This is a genomic window from Anaeromyxobacter sp. Red801, assembly GCF_049201065.2.
Lineage (GTDB): Bacteria > Myxococcota > Myxococcia > Myxococcales > Anaeromyxobacteraceae > Anaeromyxobacter.
Map to the genome: position 1 here is coordinate 4613416 of NZ_CM181236.1, position 18008 is coordinate 4631423.

14 protein-coding genes are annotated in these 18008 nt (G+C 75.1%); 8 read left to right on the forward strand and 6 right to left on the reverse strand.

The window, feature by feature from the left end:
* Positions 1 to 248: 248 nt before the first annotated feature.
* A complete protein-coding gene (locus ACOQFB_RS21245; protein ID WP_421609455.1) occupies positions 249 to 3212 on the forward strand; it encodes an alpha/beta hydrolase in 2964 nt (987 codons plus the stop codon).
* A 13-nt stretch (positions 3213 to 3225) separates the two neighbouring features.
* Entirely contained in the window at positions 3226 to 4449 is a 1224-nt protein-coding gene (locus ACOQFB_RS21250) for an OmpP1/FadL family transporter (protein WP_059436043.1), read from the forward strand.
* Between the two features lie 90 nt (positions 4450 to 4539).
* Here ACOQFB_RS21250 and ACOQFB_RS21255 read toward each other — a convergent pair whose 3' ends face one another.
* Positions 4540 to 5562 (reverse strand): SDR family NAD(P)-dependent oxidoreductase, encoded by a 1023-nt coding sequence (locus ACOQFB_RS21255; RefSeq protein WP_421609456.1) that lies wholly within the window; start codon positions 5560 to 5562, stop codon positions 4540 to 4542.
* Positions 5563 to 5830: 268 nt separating this feature from the next.
* Here ACOQFB_RS21255 and ACOQFB_RS21260 point away from each other — a divergent pair, with 268 nt between their 5' ends.
* Positions 5831 to 7786: a methyl-accepting chemotaxis protein gene (locus ACOQFB_RS21260; RefSeq protein ID WP_421609457.1), complete on the forward strand. Its 1956-nt coding sequence runs from the start codon at positions 5831 to 5833 to the stop codon at positions 7784 to 7786.
* A gap of 76 nt (positions 7787 to 7862) precedes the next feature.
* On the opposite strand, the gene ACOQFB_RS21265 is transcribed toward ACOQFB_RS21260, so the two are convergent.
* Together ACOQFB_RS21265 and ACOQFB_RS21270 are read right to left on the reverse strand one after the other, a co-directional pair.
* Positions 7863 to 9851, reverse strand: a complete 1989-nt coding sequence (locus tag ACOQFB_RS21265; protein ID WP_494492360.1) for a cytochrome c3 family protein — start codon at positions 9849 to 9851, stop codon at positions 7863 to 7865.
* Between the two features lie 410 nt (positions 9852 to 10261).
* Positions 10262 to 11206 (reverse strand): LysR family transcriptional regulator, encoded by a 945-nt coding sequence (locus ACOQFB_RS21270; RefSeq protein ID WP_059436047.1) that lies wholly within the window; start codon positions 11204 to 11206, stop codon positions 10262 to 10264.
* A 79-nt stretch (positions 11207 to 11285) separates the two neighbouring features.
* On the opposite strand from ACOQFB_RS21270, the gene ACOQFB_RS21275 reads away from it, so the two are divergent.
* The 3 genes from ACOQFB_RS21275 to ACOQFB_RS21285 all read left to right on the forward strand — a co-directional run bounded on the left by ACOQFB_RS21275 (position 11286) and on the right by ACOQFB_RS21285 (position 13602).
* Positions 11286 to 12275: an NAD-dependent epimerase/dehydratase family protein gene (locus ACOQFB_RS21275; protein ID WP_421609459.1), complete on the forward strand. Its 990-nt coding sequence runs from the start codon at positions 11286 to 11288 to the stop codon at positions 12273 to 12275.
* 89 nt (positions 12276 to 12364) lie between these two features.
* Complete coding sequence (locus tag ACOQFB_RS21280; protein ID WP_421609460.1) at positions 12365 to 12964, forward strand: NAD(P)H-dependent oxidoreductase; 600 nt, start codon at positions 12365 to 12367, stop codon at positions 12962 to 12964.
* A gap of 89 nt (positions 12965 to 13053) precedes the next feature.
* On the forward strand, positions 13054 to 13602 hold the full coding sequence (locus ACOQFB_RS21285; RefSeq protein ID WP_421609461.1) for a hypothetical protein: 549 nt from the start codon (positions 13054 to 13056) through the stop codon (positions 13600 to 13602).
* Here the strand turns inward: ACOQFB_RS21285 and proS are convergent.
* A complete protein-coding gene (gene proS / locus ACOQFB_RS21290) occupies positions 13553 to 15085 on the reverse strand; it encodes a proline--tRNA ligase (protein WP_421609462.1) in 1533 nt (510 codons plus the stop codon). The genes ACOQFB_RS21285 and proS overlap by 50 nt on opposite strands.
* A 264-nt stretch (positions 15086 to 15349) precedes the next feature.
* Here proS and ACOQFB_RS21295 point away from each other — a divergent pair, with 264 nt between their 5' ends.
* Positions 15350 to 16231: an SGNH/GDSL hydrolase family protein gene (locus tag ACOQFB_RS21295; protein ID WP_152643281.1), complete on the forward strand. Its 882-nt coding sequence runs from the start codon at positions 15350 to 15352 to the stop codon at positions 16229 to 16231.
* Here ACOQFB_RS21295 and ACOQFB_RS21300 read toward each other — a convergent pair.
* Complete coding sequence (locus ACOQFB_RS21300) at positions 16179 to 17090, reverse strand: helix-turn-helix transcriptional regulator (RefSeq protein WP_421609463.1); 912 nt, start codon at positions 17088 to 17090, stop codon at positions 16179 to 16181. The genes ACOQFB_RS21295 and ACOQFB_RS21300 overlap by 53 nt on opposite strands.
* Before the next feature lie 40 nt (positions 17091 to 17130).
* On the opposite strand from ACOQFB_RS21300, the gene ACOQFB_RS21305 reads away from it, so the two are divergent.
* Positions 17131 to 17520, forward strand: coding sequence for a VOC family protein (locus ACOQFB_RS21305; protein WP_059436053.1), 390 nt, complete (start codon positions 17131 to 17133; stop codon positions 17518 to 17520).
* On the opposite strand, the gene ACOQFB_RS21310 is transcribed toward ACOQFB_RS21305, so the two are convergent.
* Positions 17505 to 17933 carry a sensor histidine kinase gene (locus ACOQFB_RS21310; protein WP_421609464.1) on the reverse strand — a complete coding sequence of 143 codons (429 nt, stop codon included), beginning with the start codon at positions 17931 to 17933 and terminating at the stop codon, positions 17505 to 17507. The genes ACOQFB_RS21305 and ACOQFB_RS21310 overlap by 16 nt on opposite strands.
* Positions 17934 to 18008: the final 75 nt, after the last annotated feature.

Consider the following 18008-nt stretch of genomic DNA (forward strand, 5'->3'; position numbering starts at 1 on the left):
GGTACGGGGCGACCGAGCCCGCCATGGTAGCTGGCCCCGTGTGGGACTCCAAACGGCTTCCAAGGAGGGACGCGCCGCACCGACCGGGACGCGCGGTGCGGACGCATTGCGTCATGCTGATTTAGCCGATTGCGTCACGGATTGGACGCGTCCCGGCAATTCTTGACTTCTCAGTCAGCGGAGGGGAAACAGGATTGGTCCCTTTCCTCACCGAAACCCCGTTCCTCGCGCACCCGAGGAGGCCGCAGATGTCGCTTCGCCGCTACGGTCCCCCGCTGGCCCTCGTCTTCGTGTCGCTGCTCGCCTGCACCGACGTGAAGCAGGAGAAGCCAGCCCCGCAGCTCGTGATCGCCACCTTCGCGTCGCCGAACATCCCGACGCCCAACGACCTGGTCCTGCAGGCCGTGCCGACGCTCCCCGACAGCGCGCAGAAGGAGCTGCTCCAGTCCTTCATCGACGCGGGCGGGTTCCCGAGCGATCAGGAGGTCGCCATCACCATCCCGTTCCGGGCCGTGAGCTGGAACGGCAACGCCTACGTCGAGACGACCCCGCCGGACCTCGACCCCGCCACGGTCACGCCGTCCACGGTGGCGCTGCTCAAGGTGGACGGGGCCCCGCAGGCGGTCGAGTTCGAGGTGGGCAGCGCCACCGCGGGCCGCCTCGTGCTCCGCAAGAAGGCGGACACGAGCGGCAGCCGCCGCTTCGCGCCCGGCCGCTACGTCGTCGCGGTGCGCGGCGGCCCGTCCGGCGTGAAGACCACCGCCGCCCAGGGGGCGATGCCGGTGAACGCCGACCAGGCCATCGCCATCGCCGCCCAGAACAAGGACCTCACCGTCCACGAGAACCAGCCGCCCGGCCTGACGCCGCAGCTGATCGCCCAGCTCGAGGCGGTGCGCAAGACGCTGTGGAGCCCGCTCACGTGGACCGACGTCGGCGGCCGCTGGACGGCGTCCGTGGACACCAGCGTGACCCCGGCCTTCGCCGCGGTGGCGCCGACGTTCGCGCCCACCGAGGTCGCGGCCATCGCCACCTTCGGCATCGCGCCGGCCGCGGCCCAGCCGCTCACCGACTCGGGCTCCGGCCAGATCCCGCTGCCCTCGACGTTCCTGCTCGACGGCACCCGGCCCTCGAACGACCCGCCCACCCGCTTCTACGTGCGCAACGTCCCCGCGTACGGCCCGGCCGCCGCCGGCCTCGCCACGCTGGACGGCTTCTCCACCACGGGCATGATGCTCGCGCCGCTCAGCGCGCCGGTCGCCGCCTCCACCGTGAACGCGCAGACGGTGCTCCTGTTCGAGCTCCCCGAGGGCGCGGGCGCGCCGCGCCGCATGCGCGACGTCGCCGCCGCGCTCGGCGCCGGCCAGCCCGCCACCGCCGAGTACCTGACGCAGCCGCCGGCGCTGAACCGCACCGTGCAGGTGGGCGGCGCGGACGTGGCGGTGACCACCGCCATCGGCCTGCAGCCCGGCGTGGCCGTGCCGGTGCCGGGCGTCGGCATCGTGCCCACGCCGCCGCTGAAGGAGAAGCGCAACTACGCGGTCGTCATCACCGACGGCGTGAAGGACCTCGCCGGCAACGCGCTGAAGCGCTCCACGCTCGGCAACATCCTCTTCACCTTCACCCACCCGCCCGCGGTGGACGGGGTCTCGCAGCTCTCCGGCGTGTCCAACGCCGACGCGACCGCGCTCGCCAACCTGCGGGCCGGGCTCGAGCCGCTCCTCGCCAACCTCGGCGCGCTCACCGCCGGCGCCGTCACCCGGGACAACGTGGTGATGGCGTACACGGTCCAGACGCAGACCGTCACCGACGTCTCGGTGGGCCTCTCGGCGCTGCCCTACCAGTCGCCCACCGCGTTCGTCGGCCAGGGCGTCGCCCCGCTCGACCTCGCCGCGCTCGGCTTCGACGCGCCCGCCCAGGCGGCGCTGTTCCCGGACGTCGGCGGGTTCCTCACCGCCATGGTGCCCACGGTGGACGCCATCAACCCGGCGAACGGCGCGCTCAACCCCGATCAGACCCAGTGGACGCCGAAGGCGATCCCGGCGGTGGTGGCCTACCCGTCCGACGCGGCCTGCACCACCGCGACCCCCTGTGTGCGCCCGCTGGTGGTCTTCCACCACGGCCTCTCCGGCGGCCGCCTCCAGATGCTCACGGTGGCGAACTCGCTCGCGCAGAAGGGCTTCGTCGTCGCGGCGATCGACGCGCCGTACCACGGCGATCGCGCGTTCTGCATGGAGAACTCGGAGTGCACCACCGACGGCACCGCCGACGGCGTGTGCACGCCGGACCAGGCCAAGGCCGGCCAGGGCGACGCGATCCCGCCGGGCACCTGCACCACCGGCCACCTGCGCGGCACCAACCTCAGCACCGTCGCGTCCGGGAACTACTTCATCTCGGGCAACTTCTTCCGCATCCGCGACGCCATCCGCCAGGACCACATCGACCAGGCCGCCCTGGTGCTCGCGGTGGCGCGGCCGCCCGCGCCGTTCCCGCAGCCGGCGCAGGATCCGCTGGCGGCGGCGCTCCTCCAGCGCGGCTTCGTGGTGAACCCGACCGCGGTCCACTACGAGGGCATCTCGCTCGGCGGCCTCGAGGGCGCGTCGATCCTCGCCACCAACCCGCGCTTCGCCCGCGGCGTGCTGAACGTGCCGGGCGGCACGCTGGTGGACATCTTCACGAACGCGCCCGCGTTCACCGCCTCGGTCAACGCGCTCTTCCTCTCGCTGGGCATCGACCGGTCGCAGATCCCCACCAACCCGACGGTCGCGTCGCGCTACCTGCAGACGCTCATCCTGGCGAAGTGGATCCTGGATCCGGCGGAGCCGCTCAACTACGCCGCGCACGCCCGCACCAAGCTCGCGAGCCCGCTGCTCGCCGCGCCTCCCGCGGGCCTGGGCGGCACCGGCCTCGTCCACGCCACCACCGACGTGCTCGGCCAGCTCGCGAAGTGCGACCCGGTGGTGCCGAACGCGACCACGGTGGTGGGCGGGATCCCGCTGCCCTACGGCGACGAGCTGCTCTCGCTCGCCGGCGCGCCGAGCACGCTCTACGTCTCGGCCTCCGCCCCCAACAACTGCGTCCCGCACGGCGTGCTGAACGACACGTTCCTCACCGCCACCGGCGCCGGCACCACCATCGGCGGCCAGGTGCGCGACGACGCCGCGCAGTTCCTCCTCGACGTGACCGTGCCGGCCTCGCCGGCGACCCTGCCGTAACGAGGTGACGACCATGCGGAAGACCTTCCGGATCGCCTTCCTCGCCGTCCTCGCCGCCCCGGCCGTCGCGCTGGCCAGCGGGTTCGAGGTCATCAACGTCAACCCGCGCGACCTCGCGCTCTCGTCGTCCGGCGTGGCCGCCCAGGAGGACGCGGCGGCCACGTTCCAGAACCCGGCCGCGCTCTCCAAGCTCTCCGGGCTCAACCTGTCCCTGGCCGGCTCGATGCTGAGCCTGCGCACCAAGTGGACCGGCACCGACGCCTACCCGGGCAAGGAGACCACCAAGTTCGCGCCCACGCCGCCGGTGGCGATGTACGTCGCCTACGGCACGAAGCTCGCCGGGCGCGGCCTCGGCTTCGGCTTCGGCGTGGGCACGCCGGGCGGCGGGCAGATGAAGTGGGACGACCAGTGGGAGGGGCGCGGCCGCATCATCACCGTCGAGCGCCGCATGCTCGGGTTCTACCTGAACGGCGGCTACGAGATCGCGCCCTGGCTGCGCGTGGGCGGCGGCGCCATCTACTACGAGGGCATCCAGTACCTGAAGCAGGGCATCCAGCCGTTCCCGGACGCCTACGCCGAGCTCGACACCAAGGGCGGCGGCTTCGCCTACCAGCTCTCCGCCGAGGTGAAGCCGCTCGAGAACCTCACGCTCGGCTTCGACTACAAGCACAAGGGCACCATGCACATGAAGGGCGACGCGCACTTCCAGGTGCCGCCCTCGCTGGTGGGCCCGACCACGCAGGACCAGGACGTGAAGCAGGACCTCACGTTCCCGAACCGCATCGACACGGGCCTGGCCTGGCGGGTGGCGAAGCCGGTGCTGGTGACGCTGCAGTACTCCTGGTCGCGCTTCGTGGTCTACAACCAGGACCTGTTCGAGGGCGAGACGACGACCATCACGGTCCCGCGCGACTACCGCAACGGCAACGTCATCCGCGGCGGCGTCGAGTGGACCGCGCTCCCCAGCCTGCGGCTCCGCGCCGGCATGATGCGCGACTGGTCGGGCCTGCGCACGAACACGCTCTCGCCGACGCTCCCCGACTCGAACACGACCGGCTACTCGCTGGGCGCGGGCTGGGACGTGGGCGGCGACGTCGGCCTGAACGCGGCGGTGTTCTACGGCGACCGCGACAAGCAGACCGCGACCGGGACCACCGCGTTCCCGGGCAGCTACAAGACGGACATCTGGATCGTGGCGCTGGGCTTCACCTGGCGCACCGACCTCGGCCGCCGGTAGCTCCGCGGCCCGCCCCCGGACTCGGAGGCCCCCTCGCCTCGCGGCGGGGGGGCCTTCTCGCGTCAGGGGCCGGGCGCGGCCGGGCCGCGATCAGGCCGGCTCCTCGTTGTAGCGGCGCGCGGCCCGCTCGCCGAGCGCGGTCAGGATCGAGCGCGCCAGCCCGCGGCGGAACAGCTCGGCCGGGAGCGCGATCCCGTGGCGCGCCCCGGGGGCGGCGGTCGGCAGGAACCGGTTCACGAGGCCCAGCGTCGCCACGATCGCGCCGGGCATGATCGAGTGGGCGAGCCGGAGCAGGCGCGCCGGCAGCCCGATGATCACGAAGCGCTCGCCGTGCTCGATCGCGCGCACGATGCGCCGCGCCGCCCGCTCCGCCGAGACGGTGACGAGCGGGAGCGAGGCGAGCAGCGAGAACAGGCTCGCCTCCGCGTAGCGGCGCCCCTTCACCAGCGCGCGGCCGAAGGAGCCGGTGCGCATCAGCCCCGGCACCACCGTGATGACGTCGATGCCGTGCTTGGCCGCCTCGGCGCCGAGCGCCTCCGACCAGCCGCGCGCCGCGAACTTGGCGGCGTCGTACGGGGCGAGGTGCGGGATGCCCACCGCGGCGCCGATCGAGGTCACGTTCACGATGGTCCCGCGGCGGCGCGCGCGCATGCCCGGCAGCACCGCCTCGGCCGCGTGCAGCGGCCCGTAGAACAGCACGTCCATGGCGCGCCGGTAGTCCTCCACGGTCATGGCCTCGGCCGGGCCGACCTGGATGATGCCTGCGCTGTTCACGAGCAGGTCCACCGGGCCCAGGTTCTCCTCCACGTCGGCGACGAGCGTGCGCATCCCGTCCTCGTCGGTCACGTCGCCGGGGAGCGCGGTCGCGTCGATCCCCTCCTGCGCGAGGCCACCCCGCGCGCGCTCCAGCTCCTCCTCGTCGCGCGCGCAGAGGACGATCCGCATGCCGCGCCGCCCCAGCTCGCGGGCCACCACCAGGCCCAGGCCGCGCGAGCCGCCGGTGACGAGCGCCACCCCGCCGGCCAGCGGCGTGCGGCGGCGCAGCCGGCGCGAGGCCAGCCAGGCGCCCGCGGCGAGCGCGATGGTGAGCGACAGGGCGGTCGAACGGCGCATGGGCGATCCTCCCGCCGAACGTTGCACACGTCCGCCGCACGGCGCCGCGCGGCCGGGTGCCCGGCACCGCGGGGTCCGTCGCTTGCAGCCGGGCCCGGCGCCAGCACCGCGGCCCCGCTGCCCCGCACCCGGCGCCCCACGGGCCGCCGGGATCCGGCCGGGCGGCGGGTCGGCCGCCCGGGGCACGTCAGACCCCGGGTGCCCGCCGCACCTGTCGTTTCACCCGCTCGGGACCGGGCCAGCGACCGCCCGGCGAGGTCCACCCTGCATGCGCTCCGCCTCCCTCGCCACCAAGCTCGTCCTCACCATCGGCCTGGCCTTCGCGGTGGTCCTCGGGGGCTTCACCGCCGTCTCGGCGGCGTTCACCGTGCGCACGGTCGAGCAGCAGACCGCCGACGCGCTGCGCGGCCGGGTGGCGCTGGTGCGCGACATGGTCGCCGTCTACGACGCCAGCCTGGCGAGGGCCACCGCCGACCTGCTCCGCGTCTTCCGCGCCTCCTACCCGGAGGGCATCCGCGCGGACCCGTCCCGCGCCGCGTACGTCGAGGGCGTGGCCCTCCCCGGCCTCGCCGCCGGCGACCGGATGGTGGACCTCGACTACCCCACCGTCGATCGCTTCACCGCGACGAGCGGCGCCGTCGCGACCGTGTTCGCGCGCGCCGGCGGCGACTTCGTGCGGATCACCACCTCGGTGCAGCGCGACGACGGCCGGCGGGCGGTGGGCACGTTCCTCGGCGCCGACCACCCGGCGCACCGGCGCCTGCTCGATGGCGAGCCCTACACCGGCAAGGCCGTGCTGTTCGGCCGCGACTTCTTCACGCGCTACGAGCCCATCGTCCAGGATGGGAAGGTCATCGGCGCGCTCTTCGTGGGCGTGGACTTCACCGAGGGGCTCGCCGCGCTGCGCGAGCGCATCCGCGCGGTGCGCTCGGGCGACCAGGGCTACTTCTTCGTGGTGGACGCCTCGGCCGGCGCCGGGCGCAACCGGCTGCTCGTCCACCCCACCCGCGCCGGCGAGACCGCGCCGGACGGGCTCGCGCCCGCGCTCGCCGCCGGGGGCGGCGGCGCCGAGGGGCTGCGCATCGCCGGCGCCGACGCGAAGGGCGCGGCGCGTCCGGAGATCGCGACCTGCCAGGCGTTCGAGCCGTGGCAGTGGCTGGTCTGCGGGGCGGTGCCGGAGGAGGAGCTGAAGCACGACGGGCGGCGCCTGGGGCTCCTGCTGTCGGTGGGCGGCGCCGCGCTGGTGGCCGTGCTGGCCGGGCTCGCGCTCTGGCTGGTGCGGCGCCTGGTGCTCGAGCCGCTCGCGCGCACCGCGCGGTTCGCCGAGCGGGTGGCGGCCGGCGACCTCGCGAGCGAGCTCGAGGTGCGCGCGCGGGACGAGGTCGGCGCGCTGGGCGAGGCGCTGAACGAGATGGTGCGGGCCCTCCGCGCCGTCGTCGGCACGCTGCGCTCCGCCTCCGACGCGGTGGCCGAGGCTTGCCAGGCGCTGTCCGCCTCGACGGCGCAGATCGCCCAGGGCGCCTCGGAGCAGGCGGCCGGGGCCGAGACCGCCAGCGGCGCCACCACCGAGCTCGCCGCGCGGGTGCGCGACGTGGCCGGCGGCGCCAGCGAGACCGAGTCGCTCGCGGCCCGCTCGGCGGCGGCGGCGCAGGCCGGCGGCGAGGCGGTGCGGCGCGCGGTCGAGGCGGTCCGGGAGATCGCCGGGCGGACCGCGGTCATCGAGGAGATCGCCCACCAGACCAACCTGCTCGCCCTGAACGCCGCCATCGAGGCGGCGCGCAGCGGGGCGCACGGCCGGGGCTTCGCGGTGGTCGCGACCGAGATCCGGCGGCTGGCCGAGCGGAGCCGGGCCGCCGCGGCCGAGATCGGCGCGCTCGGCACCTCCACCGTGCAGGCGGCGCAGCTCGCCGGCGAGTCGCTCGACGCCGTGCTCCCGGACATCGCGCGCACCTCGGAGCTGGTGCGCGGCATGGCCGTCGCCACCGAGGAGATCTCCGCCGGCGCGCACGAGGTGACGGGCGCCATCGGCCAGCTCGACGCCGCCGTCCAGGCGAGCGCGTCCTCGTCCGAGGAGCTCGCCTCCACCGCCGCGCGGCTCGCCGAGGAGGCCGAGGCGCTGCGCCGCTCCGCCGCGTGGTTCCACACCGGGGAGGCCGAGCGCGGCGCAGCGCCCGCGGTCGCGCACCGCGCGCTCCCGCCGGCCGCGCCGGACCGGGCCGCCTAGGGCCGGCGGCCGTCCCGGGGCTCGCGGCGGGACCCGGGCCCCGGGGCGCACGAGGCGCCCCGGGACCTCGCCGTCCTCAGCACCACATGTCCCAGGCGAACGCGCCGAAGCTGCCCGGCGTGGACCAGCCCGACTCGTGGCCCGCCTGGTCGCGGACGCGCACGCGCCAGTAGTACATCCGCGGCGCGTACGGCCCGCACCAGTCCTGCGGGATGTTGAACAGCCGCGCCGGCACCTGGAGGGCGGGGCGCCCGCCCGAGGCGGTCGGCGTCCCGTTCACCCATCCCGTGCTGCCCACCGTGCTCCCCGGCACGCCCGGCCCCGTCAGCGAGCCGTTCTGCAGGTAGGTGAACGCGGCGTCGGAGGCGAGCTGGACCTCGTACTGGAGCACCGCGCCCGCCGGCGCCGTCACCGGGAACCAGACCAGCGGCACGGTCGCCTCGTACGTACCCACCTCGAAGTTGGCGTCCACCGAGCCCAGGTCCGGGCTCGGCAGCGCGCCCTCGGCCGGGGTGGTGAAGGACTGCAGCGCGGTGTGCGTCACGTTCCGGAACACGTCGCTCGTGCGCACGCGCCAGACGTAGGTGGTCCCCGGCGTGAGGCCGGTGAGCTGGATCGAGTGCTGGAGCACGAAGGCGTCGTCGCCGACGACGTGGCCGGCGGTGCCCACGCCGTACTCGACGTAGGAGGTGGCCTTCTCGCTGCTCGTCCAGGTGATGGTCGCCGTGGTCGCGGTCAGGCCGCTCACGGTGGGCCCGGCCTGGAAGCGCGGGGCCACGTACTCGGTGGGCGGCGGCGCCCAGCCGTCGTGACAGTGCGTGCAGGCGCTCTGGGGCAGGCCGGTCGAGTACGGGTGGTTCGGCGGGTACGCGGGCGAGCTGACCTCCATCTGCTGGATGCCCTCGTGCCCGTGGCAGAAGAAGCACGCGGCGCCGTCCGGGGCCGGGTCCGCCGGGGCGCCCTCGAACCAGGAGTACGAGCCGTCGGTGACCCACCGCTCGCGGTGGCAGGCCTTGCACAGCTCGTGACGGTCACCCTGGTGGCAGGCGGTGCACAGCAGCTGCGCGCCCACGCCGGCGCGGTCGATGCTGCCCGGCGGGATGGCGACGCCGTTCACCTCGGCGGCGAGCAGGAAGGCGTTGTTGCTCGCGTGGAAGTCGTGGCAGCGCGCGCAGGCGATGGCGCCCTGGCCGCGCGCGTACGGCGCGAGCAGCGTGCCGCCGAAGCCGCGCGTCACGAAGGTGGTCGGGTAGCAGCTCGGGGCGGCGGGGTTGCTGCTGCAGGTGGAGTTCTGGATCGTGCCCTCGGGGCACGGCTGCCCGGTGAGCGGCGCGCCGACCGGGTTCCCGGCCGCGTCCAGCGGCTGCAGCGTGCAGATCCAGGCGAACGCGCCGGAGGTGCCGTTCGCGTACCACCAGCGCGGCGTGATGCGCAGCGCGCCGGGCTGGTCGGGCTGGTTCGGGGGGCAGGGGTACGCGCCGCGTCCCATGGTGCGCTGGCCGGTGGCGTCGAGCGGGTCGAACCGGCACGTGCCGGGCCGGTCGCCGTGGAAGTCGCCGGCCGCCAGGTCGTCCCAGCCGACCAGCAGCGGCGGCGTCTCGCCGGAGAGCGTCTGGCCCTGGCCGGCGTGGCAGCCGGTGCAGGTGACGGCCGCGCTGCCGCCGCCGCCGTCGACCAGGCGGACCTGGCCGCTCAGGTGCTGGGAGGTGTCGTGGCAGGACTGGCAGCTCGTCCCCGAGCTGCCGTCCGGCAGCGGGTGCGCCGAGAGCGCAGTCGCGGGATCGATCGCGCCCACGTCGGTGTGGCACGTCACGCACTGGAGCGGGCCGGCGGTCCAGGTGACGCCGTGCGGCTCCGCGCCGAGCGGCGCGTGGCAGCCGACCGAGCAGGTGGTGCCCGAGGCGTCGCTCACGATGGTGCCGTTCGCGCTGGTGGTGCCGCCCGGGAACGTGACCGGGTTCGCGAACCCGAGCGCGCCGCCGCACGGGTGGCACGCGACGCAGCCGATGCCGGACGCCGCGTGCTTGTCGTGCGCCGCCGAGCCGACGCACACCTCGCCCGCCACCGGGAGCGCCTGGGTGGTGAAGCGCGGCGGCAGCGGCGCGGGCGCGGGCTCGACGATCTTGCGCGGTGCCGGGTCGCCGGCCGGGGCCGACGCCCCCGGCCTCCTCCGGCCCGCAGCCGGAGCCCAGGACCGCGGCGAGCGCGACGGCGGTCGCGGTGATTGGATGAAGGCGAGACGAGCCGTTCGAGCGAGGCGCGTGGAGGCCGCCGCGCGGGTGGCGGTGCACCGGCTGGCGCATAGGTATTCCCCCTGGGTAGGTCAGCCGGGGGTTTCCCCCAACCCCGCGGCTGCGATCACCCACGCTAGAGGACCGGCGGGCAGACGGACATGCGCTCGTTTGCCGCACCACGTCCGAGGACCGGGATGACCCGCGGTGCGCTTGCGGCGGCGTGCCGCGGGCGGCGCCCGGATCAAGCCGGGTCGCCGGGCGTCATCCCCAGCCGCCGCGCCTCCTCGAGGACGAAGTCCCACACCGCGGCCACCCGCGGCACCTCGCGGAGCGCCCGGTGGACCACCAGCCACAGGTCCCCGGCTCGCTCGGACGGCAGCTGGCGCCGGACCGCCGGCGAGAGCCGGACCTCCGCGAGGCCGCAGGCGAGCGCCATGTTGCGATCGGCGAGCACCAGCCCGACCCCGGCGCGCGCCGCGGCCATCTGCGTCCCCATGTGGCTGGTGCGGAGCGCGATCCGGTCCGGGGGCACGCGGTCGAGGATGCAGCGGGTGAGCTCGAGGTGGGCGAGGTCCTCGCCCCAGGTGATCCAGCGCGCGGCGTCGAGGCTGCGGAGCGTGCCGAGCGCGCGGGCCTGGCGCGGCGCCCCGAACACGCCGCCGGTGGCGGTGCCGAGCTTCCGCGCCAGGAGGTCGCCGGAGGCGGGGAGCACCCCGCGGACGGCGAGGTCCGCCTCGCGCCGGGTGAGGTCGGCGTAGCCGATGGTGGCGTCGATGGTCAGGCGCACGCCGGGGTGCGCCGCGAGCAGGCGCGGCAGCGCCGGCGCGAGCAGGTACTCGGCCACGCCCGGCGCCGCGGTGAGCCGCACCTCGCCCTCCGCCGCCTGCTCGCGCCCCTGGGCCGCCAGCGCCAGGGCGTTCGCGGCGCGCTCCATCGCCTCCGCGTGCGGCGCGAGCGACTCGGCCAGCGCGGTGGGGAGGACGCCGTCCGGGGTCCGGTCGAAGAGGCGCGCGCCGAGCGCCGCCTCGAGCGCGGCCAGGCGGCGGGAGACGGTGGAGGCGTTCACGCCCAGGCGCGCGCCCGCGCCGGAGAGCGAGCGCGCCTCGAGGAGCGCCCGGAGGACGCGGGCGTGATCCCAGTCGAGCGCGCCGGGCGGCGGGACGGGGGCGGGCGAGGGCCTTTGCATGCTCGCAAGGCTACCCGGCGGATTCGCCACGTGCACCGCGTTTTCGCGGGCCGTAGGTTTCCGCTCGAGAGGAACCCGCATGCCCCGTCCCGATCCGTTCGTCCCCCCCGAGCTCCACGTCGTGTTCGGCGCCGGCCAGGTCGGCCGCCGCCTCGCCACCGAGCTGCTCGCGCTCGGCCACTCGGTCCGCCTGGTGCGGCGTGGCCCGCCCGGCCCGGCGCTCCCGGGCCTGAGCTGGCTGAGCGGCGACGCCACCGACCCGCTGTTCGCGCGCGAGGCCTGCCGGGGGGCCGACGCGGTCTACGACTGCACCAACCCGCCCGACTACCACCGCTGGGACGAGCTGCTCCCCCCGCTCCGGCGCGGGATCCGCGACGCCGCCGCCCGCGCCGGCGCGCGCCTCGTCGCGCTCGACTGCCTCTACATGTACGGGCGGCCGGCCGCCTCGCCCTTCGACGAGGACACGCCGCTCGCGCCCTGCAGCCACAAGGGCGAGCTGCGCGCGCTCCTGGCGCGCGAGCTGCTCGAGGCGCACGCCCGCGGGGACCTGCGCGCGACCACCGGCCGCGCCTCCGACTTCTTCGGCCCGGGCGCCGGGGCGGCGGCGCTGCTCGGCGACCGGCTCGCCGCCCGGCTCCGCGCCGGGAGGCCGTTCGAGGTCTTCGGCGATCCCGACCTGCCCCACGCGTACTCGTTCGTCGCCGACGTGGCGCGCGGTCTCGCCGTGCTCGGCACGCACGACGCCGCGCCGGGGAGGGCGTGGCACCTGCCGGTCGCCTGGACCGGCACCACCCGCGGCCTGGTGGAGGCGGTCGGGGCCGCGCTCGGACGGCCCGCCCGGCTCCGCGCCGTGTCGGACTGGCTGCTGCGCGTGGGCGGCCTCCTCGACCCGACGCTCGGCGCCGCCGCCGAGATGACCTACCAGTGGAAGGTGCCGTACGTCCCGGACGACGGCCGCTTCCGCGCCGCGTTCGGCGTGGGGCCGACCCCGGCTGCCGACGCCGTGGCGGCGACGGCCCGGGCCATCCTGGAGGGCGAGACCCCCGAGCGGCGTCGTGACGCTGCGTGACGTGCGGGGAGCGATCCGACGCCCGCACCGGCCCCTCCGATGCTACCGTGCGCGCCCTGGCCGTTCACGCCACCCGGAGCCCGCCGAACTTGAAGATCCTCATCGTCCTCGCCCACCCCGACCGCGCCAGCTTCAACCACGCGCTCGCCGATGCGGCCGCCCGCGCCGCGCGCCGGCGTGGGCACGACGTCGCGCTGCGGGATCTCCACGCCGAGGGCTTCGACCCCATCCTCCCCGCGCCCGAGATCCCGAGGGGCGCTCCGCTCCCGGGCTGGCTCCGGAGCCACTGCGACGACCTCGCCTCGGCGGACGGGGTCGTGATCGTCCACCCGAACTGGTGGGGCAAGCCGCCGGCGATCCTCGCCGGCTGGATCGATCGCGTCGTCCGGCCCGGCGTGGCCTACGAGTTCCGGGCGGGCGACGCGGGCGAGGGGGTGCCCGTCGGCCTCCTGCGCGCGAGGACGGCCGTCGTCCTGAACACGTCCAACACGCCGCCGGCGCGGGAGCGGGAGGCGTTCGGCGACCCGCTCGAGGCGATCTGGCGGCGCTGTGTCTTCGAGCTCTGCGGCGTGAAGGACGTGCGCCGCCGGACGTTCTCGGTGGTCGTGACCAGCACGCCCGCCGAGCGGGAGGCGTGGCTCGCCGAGGCCGAGGCGCTCGTCGGCGACGCGTTCCCGGCGGGCCGCTGAGGCGCCGCCGCCCCGAGCGGCACCGTGACGGAGCGTGATCCCCGCGGAATGATGCGGCGCACGCACCCCCCGCCTCCGAGGAGCCGCCCTTGTCCCTCTCGCATCGCCCCGTCCCCGTCCTCGCCGTCGTCGCCCTGCTCACCGCCTGCACCGGCGCGCGCGACGCCCGCCGCGCCGGCGCGCCGCCGGAGGCGCTCACCGTCCGCGAGCTCACCGTGGTGGACGCGCAGGGCCGCCCGCGCCTGCGCATCGGCGCGCCGCTGCCGCCGCCCAAGGGCGCCGAGCGCCGCGCGGTGGACGCGGTCGGGATCCAGTTCATGGACCAGGACGGCTACGAGGTCGCCGGGCTCGCCATGCTCGAGCCGGTGGACATCCGCGGCCTGTGCTTCGACATCAAGGACGCGTACGAGGCGATGTGCGTCGGCCTGGTGAAGGGCGAGCCCAGCATCACCTTCCGCCACGCCTGGAAGGAGCGGATCACGCTGGGCGTCGAGAAGGGCGTGGCGAGCATCGTGCTGCGCGACGCGCAGGGGGAGCCGCGCGTCCGCCTCGAGGTTGACCCGGACGGGAAGACGCGGGTCGAGGGCGTCAGTACGACTTCGCCCAGACCACCCGCTTCGGGCTCGGCCGCCCCGTGAACGGGCAGGTGCCGGGCTCGCCCGGCTCCAGCGGGATGCAGCGCACCGTGACGCCGAGGTCCTCCTTGATGCGCGCCTCGACCGCCGGATCGCCCCCGAAGTGCGCCAGCGCGAACCCGCCGTGGATGGGCGTCGGGTCGTTCGGGCGCCGGGTCGGCGGCGGCGTGAAGTACGCGTAGAACTCGTCCTTCGTGTCGATGACGCGCGTGTGCTCGGCGCGCATCGCCCGCGCGCGCTGGAGCAGCGCGTCCTGGATCTCCTGCAGGAGCGCCCCCACGCCGGCGACGAGCTCGGCCCGCGGCACGCTCTGCTTCTCCCTCGGCTTCCGGTCGCGGCGGCCCATGAACACCGCGCCCTTCTCGATGTCCTTCGGGCCGACCTCGAGCCGGATGGGCGTGCCCTTCTTGATCCACTCCCAGGACTTCTTCGCGCCCTGGACGTCGCGCGCGTCGAGGTGGACGCGCACCGGGGCGCCCGCGTAGCCCTGCGCCTCCAGCTCCCGCTTCAGCGCCGTGCACCACGCGAGCACCTGCTCGCGGACCTCGGGCTTCTGGATCACCGGGATGATCACCACCTGCTGCGGCGCCAGCCGCGGCGGGCAGACCATGCCGTCGTCGTCGCCGTGGGTCATGATCATGGCGCCGATCATCCGGGTCGAGAGCCCCCAGGACGTGGTCCAGGCGTGGGTGAGCGCGCCCTTCTCGTCCTGGAACTGGATCCCCGAGGCCTTCGCGAAGTTCTGGCCGAGGAAGTGCGAGGTGCCGGCCTGCAGCGCCTTGCGGTCCTGCATCATCGCCTCGATGCAGTAGGTGCGGACCGCGCCCGGGAACCGCTCGCTCTCGGTCTTCTCGCCCTGGACGACCGGCAGCGCCATCCACTCCTCGGCGAAGCGGGCGTAGATCCCGAGCATCTGCATGGTCTCGTCGACCGCCTCCTGCTCGGTGGCGTGCGCGGTGTGGCCCTCCTGCCACAGGAACTCGGCCGTGCGCAGGAACATCCGGGTCCGCATCTCCCAGCGGACGACGTTCGCCCACTGGTTGATGAGCAGCGGCAGGTCGCGGTAGCTCTGCACCCAGCGCGCGAAGCTCTCGCCGATGATGGTCTCCGAGGTCGGCCGCACGATGAGCGGCTCCTCGAGCTCGCCCACGGGCACGAGCTTCCCGTCCCGCGCCTCCAGCCGGTGGTGGGTGACCACCGCGCACTCCTTCGCGAACCCCTCGACGTGCGCGGCCTCCTTCTCGAGCAAGGACAGCGGGATGAACAGCGGGAAGTATGCATTCACGTGCCCGGTCGCCTTGAACATGCCGTCGAGCACGCGCTGCACGTGCTCCCAGAGCGCGTACCCCCACGGCTTGATCACCATGCAGCCGCGGACGCTCGAGCTCTCGGCGAGGTCGGCGGCCTTGATGACCTCCAGGTACCACTCGGAGAAATTGTCGGCCCGGGTCGGGCGGATGGCGGTCTCGCCGCTGGCGTTGCTCATGGCGGGAGAACCTAGCGCGCCGCCGCGCCCGGGGCCACGTGGGACGCCGGGCGGTCGCACCCGGAGCGCGGCGCGCGCTGCCGGTGCGGGTCACGATCCGTGCGCTCCCGGCGGATGCGGCCGGCCCGCACCGCCCGTGGGAGGCGGCGCCGAGGCAGCACTCTCGGTGGGTCCGCTTGACCGCGGTCACCGATCTCGACGCTGCGTCGGTCCAGCCTCGCGGTGGACGCGCGCGTCACGCGCGCGCGCCCTCCGGGAGAGACCATGAGACGAATCGTGAACGCGCTCTGCGCGGTGGCGGCGGCATGGGCGCTCGGCTGCGGCGGCGGATCCGACGAGGCGCGCCTGGCGGCCGCGGCGGATGCGCTGGGGAAGGGGAACCCGCCCGTCTACCTCGCGCTCGGAGACTCCATCGCCTTCGGCTACAACCCGCTCGTCCTTCCGCCGCCGAACGACAACGTGTTCGACGCGACGGCCTACCCGTCGCACCTCGCCGCGATCCTCGACCTCCCGCTCGTGAGCGCAGCGTGCCCCGGGCAGACCTCCGCCGCCTTCATGTCGCTGGATGGCGTGGACAAGGACTGCTTCCAGTGGCGCTTCGAGCGGGGCTGGGACCTGCACGCCGATTACGCCGGCGCGCAGCTCGACTTCGCCCTCGACTTCCTCGCGAAGCACGACCGCGTGAAGCTCGTGACGCTCATGATCGGTTCCAACGATCTGCTCATGGTCGAGGATGCGTGCGCCGGCGACCCCGCCTGTATCGTCGCCGGGATCCCACCGGTGCTCGCGGCGCTCGGACAGAACCTCGCCCAGATCCTCGGCGCGATCCGGGGTGCGGGCTACGCCGGCCAGATCGTGGTGCCGCTCTACTACTCGCCCTACACGAGCGAGCTCTACCACCAGATCGTGCAGGCCCTCGACTACCTCACCATCGCGCCCGTCGCGGCCGCCTTCGGCGCCGACGTCGTGGACCTCTACGCCCTGTTCGTCGAGGCGAGCGCGCCGTACGGCGGCGATCCCTGCGCGGCCGGCCTCCTCAACCCGTTCCCCGGCGGCGGCTGCGACGTCCACCCGAACGCGGCCGGCGCCCAGCTCATCGCCGAGGCGATCGCCGAGGTCGTGCCGCCCTGGACCGGGAAGCCGTGATCCCCCGGGCGAGCGCCGCGCGCGCCGCCTCGTCCGCGGGGACGTACAGCACCACCCGGACGTCCTCCGGCTCCCCCTCCGGCGCGAAGGACGCGTAGAGGAGCTCGAGCGGCTCGCCGCCCGGGCCCGCCAGCCGCTTCCGCCGGAGGTGGGGATCGGCGAGGGCGTGGGCCTCCCATGCCCTCGCGAACTCCGGGCTGCGCGCCGCGAGGTCCGCCACGAACGCGTTCCAGTCCGGGTGCGCCACCAGGCGTCCGCCGCCCGCCCGGAACTGCGCCACCGCGGAGGACGCGACCGCCTCCCAGTCCAGGAAGCGGCTGCGCCAGCCCGGATCGAGGAACAGGCGCACCAGCACGTTGTCGGTGACGCCCGGGATCGGATCGAACGGTCCGAGCGCGGCCCGGGCTGCCGCGTTGGCGTGGAGCACGTCCCAGCGGCCGTTGACCACGTACGCGGGCGCGTCCCCGAGGCCGTCCACCATCGCGCGCAGCGCCGGCGAGGCCTGCGCGGTCCGCCGCCAGCGCGGCGCGGCGGTCGCCACCGCCTCGGCGAGGCGAGAGAGGTGCGCCGCCTCCGCCTCGCCGAGCCGCAGCGCGCGGGCGATCGCGCGCACCGTCCGCCGCGAGGTGCGCACCGGCCGTCCCTGCTCGAGCCACGTGTACCAGGTGATGCTGATGCCCGCCGCGACCGCGACCTCCTCGCGGCGGAGTCCCGTGACGCGGCGGCGGACGGCACCCGCGACCGCCAGCGCCGGGCGCGACCGCATGCGGCGCAGGAAGTCGCCGAGCGCGCGGGCGGCGAGGGTGGTGGCGCCACCACCCGCATCCGCGGCCACCTTCTTCGCGACGCTCGCCGGCATCACCATCCCGCCTCCACCACGCCGTCCCCGAGGTGCACCGATGACCGCGCTCCAGACCATCCGCCAGCTCGACTACACCGTCCTGTTCGCCCGCGACCCCGAGCGCATGCGCCGATTCTACGCGGAGGTGATGGGTTTCCCCATCGCGCGCGAGCTCGGGCCCGGCTGGGTGGAGTTCCGCGTCGGCTCCAACCTGCTCGTGCTCACGCAGCGCGGCGGCCTGTTCGACGATCCGCCCACGCCCGAGGGCGCGCTGTCCGTCCAGCTCGCGTTCCGCGTGGCGCCCTCCGCGGTGGACGCGTGCGCCGAGGAGCTGCGCCGCCTCGCGGTGCCCATCGCGTCGCCGCCGACGGATCAGCCGTGGGGTCACCGCACGCTGTTCTTCCGCGATCCCGACGGCAACGTGCTCGAGGTCTACGCGGACCTGTGAGCGGCGGGCGCCCGGTCGGCGCCCTTCGGCGACTCGCCAGCCGCCGCGCGCGGGAGCTCGAACCAGAAGGTGGCTCCCTGGCCCGGGCTGGAGCGGACGCCGATGCAGCCGCCGTGGGCCTCGGCGAGCCGCTTGACCGTGGCGAGCCCCAGGCCGAGCCCGGGCACGTCCCAGGCGCCGCGGACGTACGGCTCGAAGACACGATCGCCCAGGTCCGGCGGGAGCCCGGGTCCGTCGTCCTCGACCTCCACGTGGATCGCGGCGGCGTCCGTGGACGATCGGACCACGACGCGCCCACCGCGGCGCGCGTACTTGACGGCGTTCTCCACCGGGTTGCCCACCGAGCGCCGCGGCCTCGATCTCGAAGCTCCCAGGTGGTGGCGCGCCTCCGCGAGGCACTTGATGGTCGGCATCGCGTCGCGGGCGATCTCGTCGGAGGCGACGTCGATCTCGCGGATGTGCGCAGGCGTTCGAGGCTGGCCGCCCTT